Annotated in this window: 18 protein-coding genes, 1 tRNA gene and 1 pseudogene; 13 read left to right on the forward strand and 7 right to left on the reverse strand. The window is 44.3% G+C overall.

Features of this window, described 5'->3' with window-relative positions; genetic code table 11:
• A partial coding sequence (locus tag F6J99_RS13640; RefSeq protein ID WP_293113412.1) for a hypothetical protein occupies positions 1 to 59 on the reverse strand: 59 nt, incomplete at its 3' end.
• A gap of 48 nt (positions 60 to 107) precedes the next feature.
• Here F6J99_RS13640 and F6J99_RS13645 point away from each other — a divergent pair.
• From F6J99_RS13645 to F6J99_RS13680, 8 genes are all read left to right on the forward strand, one after another.
• Positions 108 to 368: a hypothetical protein gene (locus F6J99_RS13645; RefSeq protein WP_293113388.1), complete on the forward strand. Its 261-nt coding sequence runs from the start codon at positions 108 to 110 to the stop codon at positions 366 to 368.
• Positions 361 to 1,155, forward strand: a complete 795-nt coding sequence (locus F6J99_RS13650) for an acyltransferase (RefSeq protein WP_293113389.1) — start codon at positions 361 to 363, stop codon at positions 1,153 to 1,155. The genes F6J99_RS13645 and F6J99_RS13650 overlap by 8 nt, the downstream gene beginning before the upstream one ends.
• Before the next feature lie 85 nt (positions 1,156 to 1,240).
• Positions 1,241 to 2,593, forward strand: a complete 1,353-nt coding sequence (locus tag F6J99_RS13655; RefSeq protein ID WP_293113390.1) for a hypothetical protein — start codon at positions 1,241 to 1,243, stop codon at positions 2,591 to 2,593.
• 11 nt (positions 2,594 to 2,604) lie between these two features.
• The gene (locus tag F6J99_RS13660) at positions 2,605 to 3,570 is read left to right on the forward strand and encodes a lysylphosphatidylglycerol synthase transmembrane domain-containing protein (protein WP_293113391.1); all 966 of its coding nucleotides are present in this window, start codon (positions 2,605 to 2,607) and stop codon (positions 3,568 to 3,570) included.
• 142 nt (positions 3,571 to 3,712) lie between these two features.
• Positions 3,713 to 4,282 carry a metal-dependent hydrolase gene (locus tag F6J99_RS13665; RefSeq protein WP_293113392.1) on the forward strand — a complete coding sequence of 190 codons (570 nt, stop codon included), beginning with the start codon at positions 3,713 to 3,715 and terminating at the stop codon, positions 4,280 to 4,282.
• 239 nt (positions 4,283 to 4,521) lie between these two features.
• The gene (locus tag F6J99_RS13670; RefSeq protein ID WP_293113393.1) at positions 4,522 to 6,093 is read left to right on the forward strand and encodes a glycosyltransferase family 39 protein; all 1,572 of its coding nucleotides are present in this window, start codon (positions 4,522 to 4,524) and stop codon (positions 6,091 to 6,093) included.
• A 35-nt stretch (positions 6,094 to 6,128) separates the two neighbouring features.
• Positions 6,129 to 7,775 (forward strand): glycosyltransferase family 39 protein, encoded by a 1,647-nt coding sequence (locus F6J99_RS13675; RefSeq protein WP_293113394.1) that lies wholly within the window; start codon positions 6,129 to 6,131, stop codon positions 7,773 to 7,775.
• A 931-nt stretch (positions 7,776 to 8,706) separates the two neighbouring features.
• Positions 8,707 to 9,237 carry a DUF533 domain-containing protein gene (locus tag F6J99_RS13680; RefSeq protein ID WP_070392070.1) on the forward strand — a complete coding sequence of 177 codons (531 nt, stop codon included), beginning with the start codon at positions 8,707 to 8,709 and terminating at the stop codon, positions 9,235 to 9,237.
• Positions 9,238 to 9,402: 165 nt separating this feature from the next.
• Here the strand turns inward: F6J99_RS13680 and F6J99_RS13685 are convergent, their stop codons facing one another.
• Complete coding sequence (locus F6J99_RS13685) at positions 9,403 to 9,912, reverse strand: hypothetical protein (RefSeq protein ID WP_293113395.1); 510 nt, start codon at positions 9,910 to 9,912, stop codon at positions 9,403 to 9,405.
• A 210-nt stretch (positions 9,913 to 10,122) separates the two neighbouring features.
• Between F6J99_RS13685 and ispF the strand changes: the two genes are divergently transcribed.
• The 4 genes and pseudogenes from ispF to F6J99_RS13705 all read left to right on the forward strand — a co-directional run bounded on the left by ispF (position 10,123) and on the right by F6J99_RS13705 (position 13,603).
• On the forward strand, positions 10,123 to 10,602 hold the full coding sequence (gene ispF, locus F6J99_RS13690; RefSeq protein ID WP_293113396.1) for a 2-C-methyl-D-erythritol 2,4-cyclodiphosphate synthase: 480 nt from the start codon (positions 10,123 to 10,125) through the stop codon (positions 10,600 to 10,602).
• Between the two features lie 74 nt (positions 10,603 to 10,676).
• Positions 10,677 to 11,717: an anthranilate phosphoribosyltransferase gene (trpD, locus tag F6J99_RS13695; protein ID WP_293113397.1), complete on the forward strand. Its 1,041-nt coding sequence runs from the start codon at positions 10,677 to 10,679 to the stop codon at positions 11,715 to 11,717.
• A 257-nt stretch (positions 11,718 to 11,974) separates the two neighbouring features.
• Positions 11,975 to 12,551: pseudogene (locus F6J99_RS13700) on the forward strand (IS607 family transposase).
• Positions 12,524 to 13,603, forward strand: a complete 1,080-nt coding sequence (locus tag F6J99_RS13705; protein ID WP_293113398.1) for an RNA-guided endonuclease TnpB family protein — start codon at positions 12,524 to 12,526, stop codon at positions 13,601 to 13,603. Before F6J99_RS13700 ends, F6J99_RS13705 begins: the two are co-directional and overlap by 28 nt.
• An 81-nt stretch (positions 13,604 to 13,684) precedes the next feature.
• On the opposite strand, the gene F6J99_RS13710 is transcribed toward F6J99_RS13705, so the two are convergent.
• The 4 genes from F6J99_RS13710 to F6J99_RS13725 form a co-directional block, all read right to left on the reverse strand.
• Positions 13,685 to 14,104: a hypothetical protein gene (locus tag F6J99_RS13710; protein ID WP_293113399.1), complete on the reverse strand. Its 420-nt coding sequence runs from the start codon at positions 14,102 to 14,104 to the stop codon at positions 13,685 to 13,687.
• Between the two features lie 174 nt (positions 14,105 to 14,278).
• Positions 14,279 to 14,965, reverse strand: coding sequence for a lecithin retinol acyltransferase family protein (locus F6J99_RS13715; RefSeq protein ID WP_293113400.1), 687 nt, complete (start codon positions 14,963 to 14,965; stop codon positions 14,279 to 14,281).
• Between the two features lie 48 nt (positions 14,966 to 15,013).
• Complete coding sequence (locus tag F6J99_RS13720; RefSeq protein ID WP_293113401.1) at positions 15,014 to 16,465, reverse strand: hemolysin family protein; 1,452 nt, start codon at positions 16,463 to 16,465, stop codon at positions 15,014 to 15,016.
• Between the two features lie 343 nt (positions 16,466 to 16,808).
• Positions 16,809 to 17,531 (reverse strand): hypothetical protein, encoded by a 723-nt coding sequence (locus tag F6J99_RS13725; protein ID WP_070392076.1) that lies wholly within the window; start codon positions 17,529 to 17,531, stop codon positions 16,809 to 16,811.
• Positions 17,532 to 17,697: 166 nt separating this feature from the next.
• Here F6J99_RS13725 and F6J99_RS13730 point away from each other — a divergent pair.
• Positions 17,698 to 17,770, forward strand: a tRNA-Ile gene (locus F6J99_RS13730).
• A gap of 68 nt (positions 17,771 to 17,838) precedes the next feature.
• Here F6J99_RS13730 and F6J99_RS13735 read toward each other — a convergent pair.
• Positions 17,839 to 18,297 carry a hypothetical protein gene (locus F6J99_RS13735; protein WP_293113402.1) on the reverse strand — a complete coding sequence of 153 codons (459 nt, stop codon included), beginning with the start codon at positions 18,295 to 18,297 and terminating at the stop codon, positions 17,839 to 17,841.
• Positions 18,298 to 18,313: the final 16 nt, after the last annotated feature.

Here is an 18,313-nt window from a genome sequence, read left to right on the forward strand (position 1 = left end):
TTGGTAAGCACAGAACCAGCTGCCACAGTGACATCCTCTCCTAAAGTTAGTGGTGCCACCAGAACACTATTGGAACCAGTCTTAGTGCGATCGCCTATCTCAGTTTTATGCTTTTTAACACCATCGTGAACTTACCAATCTCGATTGGAGGTATTGGTCTGATGGAGTTTGCCTACAGCTTCACTCTTGGGTTGGTAGGTGCTACCCCTGCACTAGCATTTTCAACGGCATTGCTGTTGAGAGCAAAGACCCTGTTCCATGCTGGAATTGGTAGTCTACTTTATCCGTTCGTCAGTGATGGTAGCCCCATCCGTGAGGGAGTACCGATGGAAGTGACGAACAAATACGGAGAAAATGGTGATGACTAGTAAACATGAACAGTTTCGCTTCAGCGCTGTCTCAGCTGATAGTAAAAGCTCGTTTATAAAAAAGTATCAGGATTTAGTCTTAGGTGATCGTAGTTGGAGGCGACTTCTACAATATGAACTGCTGACGCTGCTGGTAGGTCAACTCCCTGGTGCTCTTGGGCTAGGGCTGCGGCGCATCTTATACCCGCAGTTATTCGGTAGTGTGGGTAAAAATGCAATCTTCGGTCATCACCTCACCTTGCGTGCACCGGGTCGTATTCACCTGGGTAGCAATGTGGTACTTGATGACTATGCAGTGCTGTCCGTAAGGGGTTTTGAAGATGAGCGCATTGAGATTGGTGATGGGGTGCAAATTGGTCGCTCGGCTCAACTCAAGACCCGTGCTGGCTCTATTTTTATCAGTGCCCATGCCAATATTGGTGCAGAGTGCCGCATTGACTCGACTACCGAAGTCCATATTGGTCAGCACTGCATTTTCGCTGGTCGTTGCTATTTAGGTGGTGTTAGTCACCAATTTGATCGTACTGACATCCCAATTGTCCAACAACCACTAGCAACTAAGGGTGGTGTACACATCGGTGATGATGTCTGGCTAGGAGCACATGTGATTGTTTTGGATGGGGTAACTATTGGTACAGGTGCAATAGTCGGTGCGGGTGCAGTAGTAACCAAAGACATTCCAGCATACGCGATCGCGATGGGTGTGCCAGCACAGGTACGAAGCTGGCGCAAGGTAGAGCTTGCGGAGAGTTATCAAAATGGATCAACAGAATATAAAAAACCCTAGTTTAGGATACCAATCCCGCAAAAACAGATGGGATTTTGGTCTATTTTCAGCATTTTTATTGTTCAGTTTTATCAACTTGGGATGTGTGAGTCAGTCCAGCACGGAAAAATCAAGGACTCAGGCTAATAGTTTAGCTTATTCTCAAATTGAACCCCTAGTCATTCCTGTAGGTGGACCAGCTCCAGACAGGCGTATTGGTGGGCTGATTACAACAGATATTAACGATGACGGCCAACAAGATTTTATCATCACTAAGTCAGATTATATTGCAGTTCACGATCATTCTGGAAAAAAGCTCTGGGCAAAGCAGATCAACATTCAAGTGGTAGGGAAGTCGGAGCAAAACGGACTACCTGGAACTCATGGACCAGGTGTCCAAGCAGCTGATGTAGATGGAGATCAAAAGACAGAAGTTCTGTTTTTAACCAAGGACAATACCCTCCATATTGTTGAAGGGTTCAATGGACAGACTCAGAAAACTATAAAACTCCCATCTCGAGAAGGTACAGAGGGTTGGGAGCACCTAGTAGTAGCCAATTTCCGGGGCAAAGGCGATCGCGATTTACTACTTCAGACCACGAATGCTGAAGGATACCGTATGGGTCGTTATCTAGCAGCCTATTCCCTAGACAACCTACTCAAAGGTGAAAACCTTAAACCTTTGTGGACCCGAGATGATTTCCTTGCCAATGCCCACAATGGGGCACGGGTGGCAGATCTCGACGGAGATGGCAAAGATGAGGTTTTGGGCGGGACAATTATATCACCATTAGGAGAGCTACTGGTGCGAATTCCCATAAAAGGTCATATTGACTCCCTGTTTGTGGCTGATGTGCGTCCAGACATCCCAGGATTAGAGGTGGTAGCTCTGGAAGAGGGGGGTGGCAATCGGGTTTTCCTTTATAACCGCGATCGCGTAATTTGGAAAACCCACTACAAGCATCAAGAACCACAAAATGCTGCCATTGGTGATTTTGACCCCCAACGACCGGGATTAGAAGTTTGGTGCCGCAGCCGTTACCAGAAGCACCAGAAACCCTTTGTATTTGATGCCCAAGGTCAACGGATTGCTAACTATCAAATGGATGATGTTGCTCCCAAGGGATGGACAGACAAAGGTGTAGAGGTGATCTTCCCGATTGATTGGACAGGAGAGTCGAGGCAATTAGTGGCTGTCAAAGAGCGCCATAAACCAGGAGACGTCGGGATTTTCGATGCCCTGAGTGGAGAATTTCTCCATCGGTTCAAAGAACAGGCGGCGAGACTTTACGTTGCTGATGTGTCTGGGGATTGGCGGGAAGAGGTGATGGTTCTCAATGGGAATCAGCTGCACATTTACAGCAACCCCCAACCCAATCCCAATCTTGATCGCCCACGGCTATGGACTCAAAACCACTACCGTCGCAGTAAGATGACTTGGAATTACTACAGTCCATAAACTAAAAAACCATGGAAAAAAAGTTAGGTACTAGGAAAAAATTTATTCTTACGATAATTAAATGCGGCGTTTCCATAGTGCTACTGTCTTGGGCGTTGCGCAAGACAAATCTGCCCGAAATTTTCCTAGCTGTGAGTTCTGCCAAGGTTCCTCTGTTAATGGCAGCGTTTGTGATCTACTTAGCCAGTTACTACATCAGAGCTCATCGGTGGCGGGTACTGCTTTTGGCTCACAATGTGAAAGCTACCATCCCTTATTTGTATAAGTCCTACATGGTCAGCATTTTCTTCAGTAATTTTTTGCCCTCCACTATTGGTGGGGATGCTGTTAGGGCTTATGATGCCTGGCGGTTGGGAACGAGCAAGTCAGTGGCACTAGCCACTGTGTTTTTGGATCGTTTCCTTGGTTTACTAGGTTTAATGCTGTTTGGCCTCGGGGCGCTGTTTTTTTCTCAGACATTGATCGCCCAGTTACCATTGCTTAACCTGTGGGTGATGCTAGGTAGCGCAGGAATTATGCTTGTAGTCTCAATGATTTTCATACCCTCTCAGAAGATTTCAAGGGTTATTAGCAAGATCCAACTACCCTTTTGGAAGCACATACAAAACAAGCTAATTAATATTATTAAAGCTTTCCTAGCCTTTGGCAACCGCAAACATGCTTTGGCTAGATCTATGGCCTTGTCACTGATGGTGCAAATCACTGTCATCGCTCATTATTACCTAATTGCCAAGGCACTGGATTTACCGGTTCCCCTTCTTAGTTTCTTTGTGATCATTCCCCTAGTCTCCTTGATCATGGTCTTGCCTGTATCGATCAACGCCATTGGTCTCCGTGAGAATGCATTTGTATTCTTTTTTGCGGCTTACGGTTACAATTTTGCCAGATCCGAAGCGATAGCCTTTGCTTGGCTGGCTTACGGAATTGTGATCATTCAGGGGCTGCTGGGGGGAATTGTGTATGCTTTGCGCAAGTAAAGGCGATTAACTCAGATCAGGTGATCGGATGATCAGGTAATCAGGTGTAATGGTGATCAATAAACAATAGTCATAGAAAATATAAATTACCAAATATAAATTACCAATTACCAAATATAAATTACCAATTCAAATTAATAAAATGCCATCACCAGTAGGACACACATTAGCCGGTATTTGTGGATTTGTTCTGGCACGCCCTTATGTAGCTTGGCATCAGCAAACTCGGCTGTTGTATGGTTCACTATTGCTCACGAATTTGCCAGACATAGACATTCTGCCTGGATTGGTGCTGCTGGGAAATCCAGGAGCTTTTCATCGCCAGGCCACCCACAGCTTGATAGTAGCCGCCGTAATTGGCATCTTCGTTGCTTGGCTAGTGGGACGTTGGAGCTTAAATCGGCTCCAGTGGGGGATTTGGGCAGCTCTAGTTTATGGCAGCCATATCCTTTTGGATATGCTAGTAGCTGACCCAACAACACCTTTTGGAGTCCAGGCACTCTGGCCTTTTTCCCTAGAGTATTTTATTTCACCGGTTACTATCTTTGCTCGATTTGATTATTTTAATCCAGAATTGGGTATGGTGCGCACCATACTAAGTATTCCCAACTTCTTGGGAATACTGTGGGAAATCGTAGTACTTACACCCTTGCTAGGACTTGCATGGTATGGGTTTGGGAGAACTGACCGCAGAAAATCATTGGGAAGATAGAGGGTAAGGGTAATGGGGTGATCAGGTGTAATGGTGATGGAAAGAATTATAGATCTTTTGCATAAATGTCTAAAACAAGACCCATAAGTAATATGAGCGTGTGTCCCAATTTACTTTGACAAAAGGTTCATGGTTCTATGTTGATGGCGGGCGATTAATGATCTTTCCCGAGCCATGATGAACCCTCGTCTGATCACGGTGGTTCTTAATAGTGATTCTAGATAAATTTGGTCAGGTGCATGAAAGCAGAAAAACTTAATTCGGCAGAAACCTCAATCCAAGCAGATTGGCTTTGGCAATCGATTCCCATCGCCTTAATTTTGCTATTGGCGGCTGGGTTGTACCTCTATCAACTCGGCACAGAGAGCCTGTGGGTGGATGAACTCTACAGTGTTAATGATGCCAAACGCTTACCAGGCGATCTGGGTCTAATCCGCCCAGTGTATTTCATCCTCCTGTGGCTATGGATGCAGTTTGGCACCAGCGATGCTTGGTTGCGGGGGTTGTCTGTTTTGTTTGGATTGGGCAGTGTATTTCTAACTTACCAGCTTGGTCGTCATGTAGCTGGAAAGGCCATGGGCTTGATTGCTGCCCTCCTCTTGGCTCTATCTCCCCTGTTCATCAATTTTGCCCAAATGGTTCGTATGTACACCCTAGGCACTTGTCTCGGTCTAGGTGGTACCCTAGCGCTAGTGCATGCTCTTGAGAATCCTACTACCACTTCAATGGCTTGGTGGGCTAGCCTACGACTGTTGGTAACCCTAACTGCACCACTCAATGCCACCCTGCTCTTCGCGGACATCTGGTTAGTATGGTTTCGGTTTCGCAAGCAACGCGCTACATTATTAGCTTTCGGCAAATGGCTATTGCTAGTGATCCTGTTGTGGTTACCCTCTTTGTTCACCCTAGTTTCTGCAACCCTTCCCTTCCTAAGCAATGCCCTTAATCTCATCGCCAAAATTGATCCATCGGCTACTCGACACACATTTCCCAGTTTTGTGGATGTTTTACGCAAGTTAAAGAACTTTACTGCCTTTCCGTTTCCTTCCACATCGAAGGTGAGTAGCTTGTTTTATCAATCCTACAGTCTACTATTAGCTGGCTTGGTCGGTATTGCCATCATCCACAAAAACCATAAACCACGCCTCTGTTGGATTGCTGCTTGGGCGTTTATACCTTCAGGGATGATTTTTTTAGTTTCTAAGCGATTATGGATAGACCGTTACATACTGTTTTTATCGCCATACATTTTGATTATTCTGGCCGCTGGCTTGATGGGATTGTGGCGTTGGAAACGGAGTTTTGCGATCGCAGTAGCAATTATCTATACTATTACCGTTAGCACTGGACTACTACGCTATTACACCGTGCAGGATCGCCAAGATTGGCGAAGTGTAGCGCAAACAATTAGCATGAATGAAAAGCCTGGTGATACCATCGTTTTATCCATAGGTTCGCCAAAAATGACCTCAGCGCTGAGTCATTACTATAGTGGAGATGCCCCGATCTATTCCCTCAAGAAACTTTGTCCTTCTGATCGAGTCAAAAAGCCTGACGTAGAGGAAGCACTAAATAACTTGCCACCTATTCCCTCGCGGTTGTGGCTAGTTTGCGGCACAGGTTTTGACGAAGAAAAGTTTCGCACTGTTTTCAAAGAAAATTTTAACCTGGAAACACACGCAGAATTTACTAACGAGAACTTTTATAGACAAAATGATTTAATGCATCTATTTTTGGTTATACCCAATTATCGCAATTATACTGATTATCAAAATCCTACTGATATCAAAAACAAATCTACATCGGTCTAAGCTTTAGGGCTTTGATTATTGGGTGCATCTCATTTTTGCTGTTTGACACCGTGGTGCGTTACGGGCAGCAACATAACCCTGGCTACGAGGCGGAAAATGAGGCTCCCCTAACGCACCCTACCCAACTTTTTTACAAATATGAGATGCACCCTGATTATTTAGGTAGCATGAACGCCAACAACCACAAAACAGCAGCGCTCCTAGAGCGAGGAAATTGGTTCAAACAATGGATTCCCATTACCTTAATCTTACTATTAGCCACTGGATTATATGTCTATCAACTTGGTACAGAAAGCCTATGGGTTGATGAACTCATTAGTATTCATCGTGCCAAGCACCTAGAGCAAGTCTTTAATAGTACACGCCCCCTCTATCAGATCTTTTTACGGGTCTGGATGATAGTTAGCAGTAGTGATACTTGGCTGCGGGGATTGTGCGTTGTGTTTAGTATTGGTACTGTTTTTATTACCTATCGGCTTGGTCGGCGCTTAATCGGAGAGTCCACTGGCTTAATTGCTGCCCTAATTGTTGCCCTCTCACCCCTGTTTATCCATCATGCCCAAGAAGTCCGGATGTACGCACCGAGTACATTCTTTGGTGTTGCTGGCACACTGATCTTAACCCACGCCCTAGAACGTCCAACTACTCCCTTACTATTGGGATGGGCTGCTCTGCGATTCTTGGCAATTATCACCACACCCCTTAACGTAGCGCTGCTGCTCCCAGACATAGTTGTGTTTGGCTGGAAGTATCGCAATCAACCACGTGTTTTGTTCCGTTTCGGGGTCGGACTGTTACTGATTGGTATTTTATGGTTGCCATGGGTGTTTCCCCTAGTAACTAAGAGCGCCAAATTTATGGGAGGTGTAAAAGTACCTGGTACATCAGTTCCTGATCTCGGTGGACGCACTAGTCCTGGTGTACTGGATGTGATCATGCAGCCAGGTCGCTTTACAGCTTGGCCCTTTGGTCGAGCCAATTCTAATGCGATCTACTGGTTTTACAATGCCTACTCTGTCATGTTGACCTGCTTGCTGGGTGTTGTGCTATTCAACAAACCACGCTCAGCTAAGCTTGGTTGGATTGCGGCTTGGGCGTTTTTACCCTTAGTTCTGTTCTTTTCAGTGTCCCAAGTCTCTCGTTCTCTTTGGGTCAATCGTTACCTATTGTTAGCAGCCCCATACCTATTTATTCTTTTAGCAGCCGCTGGGATCGGAATTTGGCATCGATGGCGGATTGGTGCCTTGGTGATAGCGCTGATCTATGCCATTGCTGTTGGTGGTGGGCTAAAGCGTTACTATACCGTGCTCGATCGAGAAAATTGGCGTGGTTTAGTGGAAACCATTGCGACCAAAGAACAACCGGGTGATGTGATTGTTTGGTCGATTGGTCAGAGAATACCTGTGGCATTGAATCATTACTATTATGGCTCTGGGACTATTGAGATTAAGGATGTACTCCCGCGATCGGTTAGAAAAAACGATCAGCAAGCGATAGAAGATTGGGTTAGCAGTTTGCCCTCAACCCAATCTCGTTTATGGCTAGTTTACGTCAAGTCGTCGAAACTATTTCGGTCAGTTGTTAAAGAGCAATTTCAGATTGAAACCCGAGAGAAACCCATTGATGGCATAGAAATCTTTCTGCTTAAACCACGTTCTGCTGATCAAATCTCTGACGAGTAGACTTCGCCGCAGTTGTGTATTAAAGTTAGCCTAAAAGTAGTTATTGCCGATTTTTAGCGATCGCGTAGCGTGGCCTACGGCCAATCGCAATTTCCTGAAATTAGTCAAAGCGCAATTAATTCACGAATGATAGTTCTATTAATCTAGAATACTAATCTAGAGATTGTAAACAGAAATAGTATTCAATATAGAATTATCAAACAGCACTTACAAGCCTGTAAACACAATGAAAAAACTATATTTTTTGAGCAACAGGGGATGTAAAGATACTAATCGTAAAGGCTGTCATCTTTGGGGAGTTTAGTATTTCCAATCAGTTGGAGTCTAATGGGTGACTTTGCAACTGAAGCTAATTCCTTTGAAACAATTTCAGGTTAGGTGCAATTTGTCAAGCTGCTCGTAAAAAATTGTTACTATCCCTCAAATTACTTGGCTGCTCTAGGGTTTGATATTTTTGACCGTTGGCGATCGCTAATGAAATGCTAATTAAATTGTGCTTTGGCTCTGTCGCCGGAACCCTTGCCGTACGCCAACTCGAACACACAATACCCTCGAAAATTATCCTGGCATATCAATAATTGACTACAATGTTTAAACTAAAAATAGCCAAAAAATGAGAGGTTTGTAAATATTTATAAATTAATCCTTGACAAAATAATTTTTTTATTAGATTTTCAAACCTGAGCCCAATTTACTTAAATTCTCAGGACTTCACCATTGCCCCCTAAATCCCAGAAACTAGGGGTAATTTCTGAGAATTACCCCCCAGATTTGGGTGGAGAGGGGGTAAAACCCCCTAAACTTACTAAGTCCTAAGTCTGCTAAACTTAGCAACTGTTCTACCCCCTAAGTGTAGGTAGACAGAAAGTAAAGACAGATTCTAGATATCTAGAATCTGTTAAGTCTTTAAACGAAAATTCAGGAGAATAAAATGACAACAGCTACAACAGATATGGATCCGATACGGGCAACCATAGCCAAGTGGTATTTGAAGGAAATTTGGGGCTGGGATCTCGATAAAATGGCTCAAGTCGAAGAGCTATCCAACTCTATACAGCTCGAGACCATGCTAAAGTCCCTTCTTATTGCTGCAAATGGCGATGGAGAACTCTCAGAAGCGGAGAGAAAGTGGGTGATTGGACGGGGAGCAACCGCTGGAGCATCAGAATCCTTATTGAAGGAGCTAGAAACCTATCCCGCCAACCAAGACATCTCGGAAGTCGTGACCAGTACCCCAGTCACCAGCAAGGGTCGTAGAGCAATAATTTACATTGCCATCAAGGCGGCTGCTTCGGATGCAGAATATGCGGAAGGGGAAAAGGCAACCATCCGCAAGATGGCTAAAGCCATCGACATCTCCGAAGAAGTTGTTAAGGAAATTGAAGACCTCTGTCTGGAAGAAGAGCGCATCAAGCAGAAGCGTATTTCCCTCTGTTTGCCTGAGGGTGACCCCTATAATTAACGTTTGCGGCCATTAAACTAAGCGGTAGTGGTAAAGATCTAGTGGTTTGGCTACGGTCTGGTAAAGGTAACGGAAGCTAAAATCACCAATTGTGTACCACTACCAACTCCCCAAAGCTTTCATAAGGTAGTAGCAGCACCATAGTCATATGCTAGAGAGCCACAACTATCTTGGATATCCATAGATTTGAGAGTTTCTGTCTCGGCTTCGCTCCTCGTAGCTTTCCTCGTACCGTTGAGGATTGTTGTTCCAGTTCATATCCCAACGCAGATCCCTTTCAAATTGCTGCAAAATCCTGCCCAAAACATCTTTCATATTCTCCTTCTCGTTATAGTTGTAGGTACGACACTCCCTGGTGTTGTAGTACTTACGGCGGTCTGGAACCCGACGCCGTTGACCTCTGTAGCGGCGACCGTAATATCCATGACGATAGCCACGGCCAAACTCGCCCCCTGCGGTGCGCTCTTCATAAGCTATACCCCTCCTGGCATCACGTCGCCCCTCCTGATAACCATCATCGTAAGCTTCACGATGGTTAGCTGCATCCTGCTCAACGTAGTAACGAGGGACACTGTAACAGTATCTGAGCTCATCCGCTTTCACTTCAGAAGGAAACAACAGAAGTCCCGAGAGTGTAGCGAACATGAGTAGAGTAGTAGAACCGATTTTTTTCATTGTTGAACCTCGTAATATATTTGGGATATTTGTTCTCTAGATATCCGTAAATACACTGTAGGTTCCAGTAATTTTCGATATCGAAATAAAACTTAATATTAAGAGTACAAAAAGATATAGGTAAACCAGACCAAAAACCTCAGTATATTCTCACTAATTTCAGGTAAAATTCAATCGCTTGCTCTGTTAACGTGGGATTCAGTAGTAAAAATGACTATTCGGATTGGCAACGGTTACGATATCCATCAATTGGGCAAAGGTCGCCGTCTGATTATCGGAGGTGTAGACATTCCTCATGAATTGGGATTACTCGGTCACAGTGATGCCGATGTCCTGACTCACGCCATCATGGACGCCATGCTGGGAGCCTTGAGTTTGGGCGATATTGGTCATTATTTCCCCCCAACTGACGAAAAATGGGCGGGTGCGGATAGTTTGGTATTGTTGGATCAGGTGAATCAGTTGATCCAATCCCATGGCTGGGGGATTGGCAATATTGATTCTGTAGTAGTGGCGGAGCGTCCTAAGCTTAAGCCTCATATTAAGAGCATGCGCGATCGCTTAAGTGTAGTCCTAGACCTGAAGCCTGACCAAATTGGCATTAAGGCCACCACTAATGAAAAGTTGGGTCCGGTGGGACGTGAAGAGGGAATTGCCGCTTATGCTGTAGCGTTGTTAGTGAGAGATTGATCGGAAATTCGGAAATAGTGATTGAATAGTTAATGCGATCGCATTTCTAGAAAAAATACTCTGCTTCTATAATAATGGTTCAAACCTCTTCTAACTGGCCCAGTTTGTTGCAACAGTTGTTGGATGGGCAATCGTTATCCAGTGACCAGGCATCACAACTGATGCAGGGATGGTTGAATGAAGAAATTCCGACCGTCTTATCTGGGGCACTTTTAGCAGCTATCCAGGGTAAAGGGGTATCGGCTACCGAATTGGCAGGGATGGCTCAGGTGCTACAATCCCAGTCTTTGCAGAAGACAACCATTGAACACAACCAACCGGTTATTGATACCTGTGGTACCGGTGGGGATGGCGCGTCTACCTTTAATATCTCTACCGCAGTAGCCTTTGTAGTGGCAGCAGCTGGAGTGCTGGTGGCTAAGCATGGTAATCGTTCTGCTTCTAGTAAGGTAGGTTCCGCTGATGTGCTCGAAGCCCTAGGAGTAAATTTATCAGCAGCACCGGACAAGATTCAGGCAGCCCTGGATGAGGTAGGGGTAACCTTTCTGTTTGCTCGGGGTTGGCATCCAGCTATGAAAGCAGTGGCACCATTACGGCAAACCCTAAAAGTACGGACAGTGTTTAACTTGTTAGGACCATTAGTCAATCCCCTGCGTCCTACCGGTCAGGTAATCGGTGTCTATGCTCCCAACTTTGTAGAGACTGTAGCGCAATCCTTGTGTTTGATGGGTACTCCCAATGCAATAGTTCTCCATGGCAGGGAAAAATTAGATGAGGCGGGATTAGCAGATGAAACTGACTTGGCACTGCTATCGGGGGGTGAAGTGCGACTTTTGAGTCTGAATCCGGAACATCTGGGTTTAACTCCTGCCCCGACTGAGTCCCTCCGAGGTGGTGATGTAGCGGAAAATGGGGCAATTTTACGGAATGTTTTGCAAGGTAAAGGAACACCAGCCCAGCAGGATGTGGTGGCGTTAAATGCCTCATTAGCCCTTCAAGTCGCCGGTGTTATACCACTCGAAGACCATACAGCAGGGATTGCTCTGGCCAAGGATGTTATGGCTAGCGGTGACCCTTGGTTGAAGTTAGAGCAATTGGTGCGTTTTTTAGCTTAACTGACTACAAGCCCCAGGTCTAACCTGTAACGGTAACCTGGGATTAATGGCAGATCGTGCTACCCAATTTGGAGATCCTAAGTTCCCTATTCCCTATTCCCTTTACCCAGCGCTATAGTTAATGAATGGAGAATAACTTAGTTGACAATTTACGGCACAACGCGGTAAGATAAGTACGCTGTCAACAACAGGTGAGGTAACAAAGTCTCAATTAGCCCACAGAAGCTACTGAGTATCTTGGTGTTAACGTCAGAACGCTGGCCAGATGGAAAAATCAAAGCATTATCCAAGCTATCAAAACACGATCAGGTCAGCGTAGATATTACGTAGAATCCTATACTCAAAACTTCTCACCACGAAAAAAAACTGTGCTGTATTGTCGAGTTTCTAGCCATGCTGAAAAACCAGACTTAAACTTTTAAGTAGCTACATTGCAAGCCAGAAGCCAAGACTATAAAAGAAGTTGGCGGAGGATTAAATTTTAACCGGAAAAAACTACTTGAACTTTTGTATCAAATAATTAAAGGTAAAGTTAGTCGAGTAGTTGTTGGCCATAAAGATAGGCTGCCTAGATTTGGTTTTGACTTGTTTAACTGGCTGTGTGAACAAAATAATTGTGAGCTGATCGTTATTAAGGAAAAAGAGCTTTCACCACCAGAATAAATGGTAGAAGATATCCTGGCCATACTACAGGTGCGACCCGTGGCAAATTTAATTATTAATGGTAAGAGCGCACCTCATGGTTTTTCCAGTGGATTATATGGACTGAGAAAGTACCTTACTCAAATCAATAACGCTCCCGAGCTATGCAGCGAGCCTTTAAAACGAAGTTAAAACTTAATAATAAGCAGAGAACTTTGATGGCTCAACACGCCGGTTATTCAAGGTGGGTATGGAATTGGGCGTTAAACTTGTGGAATGAAGCATACAAAGCCGGACTAAAACCATCGGCAAATAAGCTGAAAAAGTTCTACACCAATCATGTCAAACCTCAGTATCCCTGGATGAAAAACTTATCCTCTAAGGTGTACCAATTCGCTTTTATGCACTTAGGGGAGGCGTTTAACAGATTTTTTCAAGGTAAAGCCAAACATCCTAGGTTCAAGAAAAAAGGTAAAAATGATAGCTTTACTATCGATAACAGCGGTCAAGTCATGGAGTTTTCAGGTATAAGGTTAAAGCTCCCCTTTATGGGATGGGTTAGCACTTATGAGCCGTTACCTGAAATCAAAACTAAGCGAGTTACTATAAGTCGAGTAGCTGACTCTTGGTATATATCTGTAGCCTACGAGTTTGAACCTGAACCAACTGTTAAATCTAGAGATTTTCTGGGTGTTGATGTCGGTGTCAAAGTGTTAGCAACCTGCTCAGACGGTACTGTATTTGAGAACCCCAGAGCCTACAAAAAGGCTAAGAAAAAGTTAGCCAGACTTCAACGAGAACTCTGTAGAAGACAAATCGGTTCAGCTAACAGAAATAAAACCAAGTTGAAACTAGCTAAGGTACATCAACATATCTCTAATATCCGGAAAGATGCAATTCATAAGTTAACCTCTTGGCTATGCAAAAACCACGCAGTCATCGGGTTAGAAGATCTGAAGGTTTCCGGAATGATGAAAAATCATAAATTAGCGGGTGCTGTTGCTGATTCTGCTTTGTATGAGATTCGTCGCCAAGCTGAGTATAAAGCTGATTGGTACGGATCTCAATTGGTCTTCGCAGACAGGTTTTATCCATCATCTAAAACCTGTTCAAAGTGTGGGCATATCCAGGAAATGCCTCTAAAAGAAAGGATTTTTGATTGTCAAGCTTGCGGCCAAGTGCAAGATCGTGATTACAACGCCAGCCTCAACTTAAAACATCTCGCCGAAGGCTATTCGGTTTGAGCCTGTGGAGTAGGAAGTGCCGACACCCTATGAAAAACCAGGTAACTGGAAAGAAGCAGGAATGAAACTTTAATACGGTTTTTACCATGTTATGTCAGATTTCGATAGCAGATATTTTCCCCACTCCACTGCCAAAGGAATTTCTGTAAAGGGAACTTTGACTGGATCTATGGGTTTGAGGAATTGAAATTCTAATGCGATCGCACGACCTTTATCCGGTGGTTGCTCTAAGTCAACCACTTGATTATCAACTAGCAAGTTGATTGATTTAACGTCTTTGAGGGAAAAGGTTTCTAGATTTACTGGTTCCTTTCTAGTGGGTTTACCCCAAGTCAGGTCACTGCCGTTCTGACCAAGCACGGCATAGATATCATACTTTGCCCGTTCAAACTGTTCAGCCCAGCGGCGATAAGCTTCAATCTTTTGGTATTCGTTCCAACCTGACCAAGCCAGCCAGCAAAATGCTGCTAGCAGAGGTAACCATAGTAAACCACGTTCCATTCAGTTTTTTGGATCTTTACAACTATACTAAGAATATATAGCAGTTCTGAATTGGTTAAAGTACCTCGTCCTAGATTTTAGGGAGTAGGGGTAATAAAATTAAACCGACCCCATAAGTTATGGTTGCTGATAGCTGACCGCTCAAAGTCGTTTTCTGATTACTTGATTAACCCACTAGGTTTGTTGCCAGTTCACACGGTTACGAATCAAGGTTTCTGTCATCTTCGCTAACTGGTCTAGTTTAGCTTTCTTTTCCGTCGCGCTTTTCTCATAGTTCCGCTTCCGAATCAAAGCCGCACGGGCTAAGTCTTCTCTATTGTTTTTAAGAGCTTGAATTGCCACTTGCTGCCAGACATTGATTTCTTTAAGTTCCTGTTTATACTTAGGTTGAATCTCATCCCAAACCACCCTGAGATCAGCTAATGCTTGATTAAGTAACTGAGTTGTATCGTCTTGCTTTGCTCCCTGAAGTGCTTGTTTTATAGCTTCGTACAAACCTTCGATATTCGTATTACTAATTACCGGAATAAAATCCTTGACTTGCTGGCTCTCACTTTTGCCAGTTTTGCACCAATTAGCAAAGTGTTCACAGTTATTAAAAATTAGGTTATATTGCCTTTCCCCTAATCGACTTTCTGCCCGACGAATCACGACATCTGGAATTAAACAAACTGAGTACTGCCTGACATAAATTTTTGTTTCACCTAGAGCAAAGGTAGCCATAGAAGTACGTTCAATTGTTTCAGTATTTTTGCGGTAGTGGATCACACTACCGTCTCCACAGTCAATACCATGATGTTGGTAAACCCCTTCAAAGTTAAGAAACTTTTGGAATACGTAAATTTGATCTCCTCGCGCCATTCTTTTCTATTGGTTTTTCCAGCACTAATCAACTAAAGTTGAGCAAAACTATAGCCCTCCATTGTCAAAGGAAACATCATCCTTGCTGGGAATTATCGGCATTTGTTCAGAATCGGAAACATGTACAGACTTCTGGCCTTGTGGCTGCTGGCGGCGTATGCGAATTTGGTTTAGGCGCGCTCCAGAAGCAGACACAACGGTCAATTCTAGATTGTTATAATTTAAGGTTTCACCGGGTTCAGGAATTTTCTGAAACTTGTCGAGCAAAAAACCTCCCAAAGTGTGATAGTCATCAATTACAGGTAGGTTTAAATCCAAAAGTTCGTTGACTTCTTCCATATTGATCTGAGCTTGCACTAGGAAGGTATACTCGTCCAGAATTTGTACACTCAACTCCTCGGTTAGGTCAGATTCAGGTTCATCACCAATAATTTCAGCAATTAAATCCTTGAGGGTGACTAATCCAGCAGTACCTCCAAACTCATCCACCACCATCACCATTGCCAAATGCGATCGCTGCATCGTCGGCAGTAATTCACTCAATGGGGTAGTTTCTGGGACAAACTTAGCTGGACAAATCCACGATTTAATCGGTGTCTGAAGTCCTAGCTTCCCTTTAGATAAAGGTTTAGCCAATTGTTTGAAGTCGATAATGCCGCAAATGTCATCTAGGGATGCCCCAATCACAGGATAGCGAGAGTGACTAGTCTTAGCAACTTCCTCTAACAAGATATCGAAGGTTGCTGCATGGGAAATAGCCACAAGACTGGTGCGGGGAACCATTACCTCTGCGGCTGTTACCTCGCCAAACTCAAACACATTTTTCAGTAGCTTTCTCTCTTCTGCTTCCAGTCCGATAGACTCCCGTTCAGTGGTAATAATCAGCTGCAACTCTTCCGGTGTTACACGGCTATACCAACCTTGACCAGAATATTGAACACCCACCAGCCTCAGGAGCCAGCGGGTAGATTGATTCAAAATCTGGATAAAAGGATTGAAAAACCTGGCAATTACCAGACTCGGTGGCCCTAGAAACCGTGCTAGTTGTTCTGAGTAGAGTAAAGCTAGGGATTTGGGGCAAAGTTCCCCCAAAACAATTTGTAGATACGCAATCATGAAAAATGCCACCAGGATTGCTAGGGAATGGGTAATAACTGGAGTTAGAGCTGGCGGTAGTGGTAACTTGGCTATCCCAGCTGCTACCAAAGTTGCCATGGTAGTCTCCCCAATCCATCCCAGAGCAAGGCTCGAGAGGGTAATCCCTAACTGAGTTGTAGATAGTAATCGGTCAATGCTCTGTTGCAAAGCCTGAACCGTCTTTGCTTGCACGTCACCCGCATCTACTAATTGGCTAATCCGCGATCGCCGCACAGCCACCATGGAAAACTCAGCCGTAACAAAAAAAGCATTGATCGCTATCAGCAGTAGCACTGATAACAATCCCAGCAAAACCTCCCGCTCAGAGAGGCTAATAGAAGCATCCACTTTTAGAAGAACCATCAGGTTGGCAACCATAGAAAAGGTGAAAGGTAAAAGCAAATAATTTTCATTTTTTGCTGGTTACGGTTGCCTTGTGATGTATCTTCCTAGACCTAGGGCAGCTTGGTATCGAGTTATCGCTTACCATCAAAAACTTATCAGTTGTATTATGGGGTTTTCATTAGTATCACTAGCATTTCCTTGAGCTAGTTCAGGAGTGCCAGTCAAGGGAATTTAAACTGGCTGGCGAGACTGGCTGGTGAAACTGGCTGGCGAAACTGGCGCGCGTTGTTTCCTATGAACATATGCTTTTACCATAACTTTAACGTTTTATCCTTAATAAGCATTCCCTCGACCTGCTTCCTTATCTAACTACAGGAATCTGAGACATTTTCAACTGTAGTTTTTGATCCGGATAATCGGTCAGTGTCAGGGAAAGCTTCTCGGAGTTCTCTAGTAAAGCTGTCGGTATGCTAACTGTTCCAGAAAATTCCTTGCCATTAGCTGGTAATTCTCCTGGCAAGCCTTCCGTAATTGCACTTAGGGCACGACCGCGATCATCGGTAACATTCAAAAAGCTGTACAGAAACCTGACTGGATTAGAACTCTGATTCTTCAAGCTGACATCCAACATTAAAGAACCCTCCTGCACACTGGCTGAATTTACCGCTAGGGTGACTCCCTTATCCTGACTTTTAACCGGTAAATTTAGCTTAGGGTTTTTCCGAGTCAAGGATGCCTCTTTAGTCAATACACCAGAGGACGACTCATTCTGAGCGGGCTTAGACCAACTAATTTGCTTAGTTGTCCGGCTGTTTTTCTTAGCGGGAGGATTTTTACCCTTATTGTGTATGTGCGCGTGAACGTTAACCAAGATATCCTTCTCGCTCACAATCAAGACCCCTTCTTTCCCAGAAGAAGAGCCCTTATTTCCTGTCAACTTTTTCTTAGGGTTAGTATCCGGTTGAGTAACTCCTTTGAGGGCTTCGTGACCGAGAGAGAATCCCCAAAAGGCACTCACGACACCTGCACCTAACATCATTGTCAGTAGAACTATGGTTAGCGCTACAGTTGTGTTGAATTTCATAGGGTGATTAACGTTATTCCGAATTACCGCTGGTTCCGTGCTGTATTATAGTCCTGCTATACAGCTAGATTATCTTATGTTCTGTGAATTATCGGATAAATCGGGAATTTCTAGTTAGTAGTGTTGCAATAACCTGATTCAGGCTACCATAATAGAAAGGAATAACCCAGGGTTGGCCGAGCGGTTGAGGCAGCAAACTCATAATTTGCCCTAGGCAGGTTCAACTCCTGCACCCTGGATTTAACACTTGCACTCAGCTACTACTATCACCCCATGCTGATCTTGCCCGTACTGATCTTGCCCATACTCATCTACGCAGCTGTGGTAGCGGCTGCGGTGCCAAGAAAAATTCTTGGTTTTCCACTTGGATTGGTATATCACTCGATTGCTCTAGCAACCGTAGGGAAGTATTGTAGGGGTTGGGTAAATCCAGAGTACGAATAACAGGGCCACTGGAAACTTGCTGCTCTAGTACATCCCGATAAAGATTTCTGACACGCTCAGCATCCCGCTCAAGTGCCAGTTCTGGAAACGCAGGTGGCCATCCAGAACCAAAAATTGTATCGATTTGACTCTTGATGCTCCTGTTTTCGAAAAAGTCCCCAGAGTCATTAAAAAAAGCGTTTTCAAAAGCTTCAGGTAAGGTTACTAGAGGAATTAGCTCCAAGTCCTCCGAATTAGTTTCTGCTATGGCAACACCTGCTCCTAGACTAGCAGTGGCTGCTATAACTAAAATGCTAAACAGCTTTTCCCAACGCATTTGCATCGCAATCACCCGTAGT

Origin of the sequence: Moorena sp. SIO4G3 (assembly GCF_010692305.1) — a bacterium.
GTDB lineage: Bacteria > Cyanobacteriota > Cyanobacteriia > Cyanobacteriales > Coleofasciculaceae > Moorena > Moorena producens_A.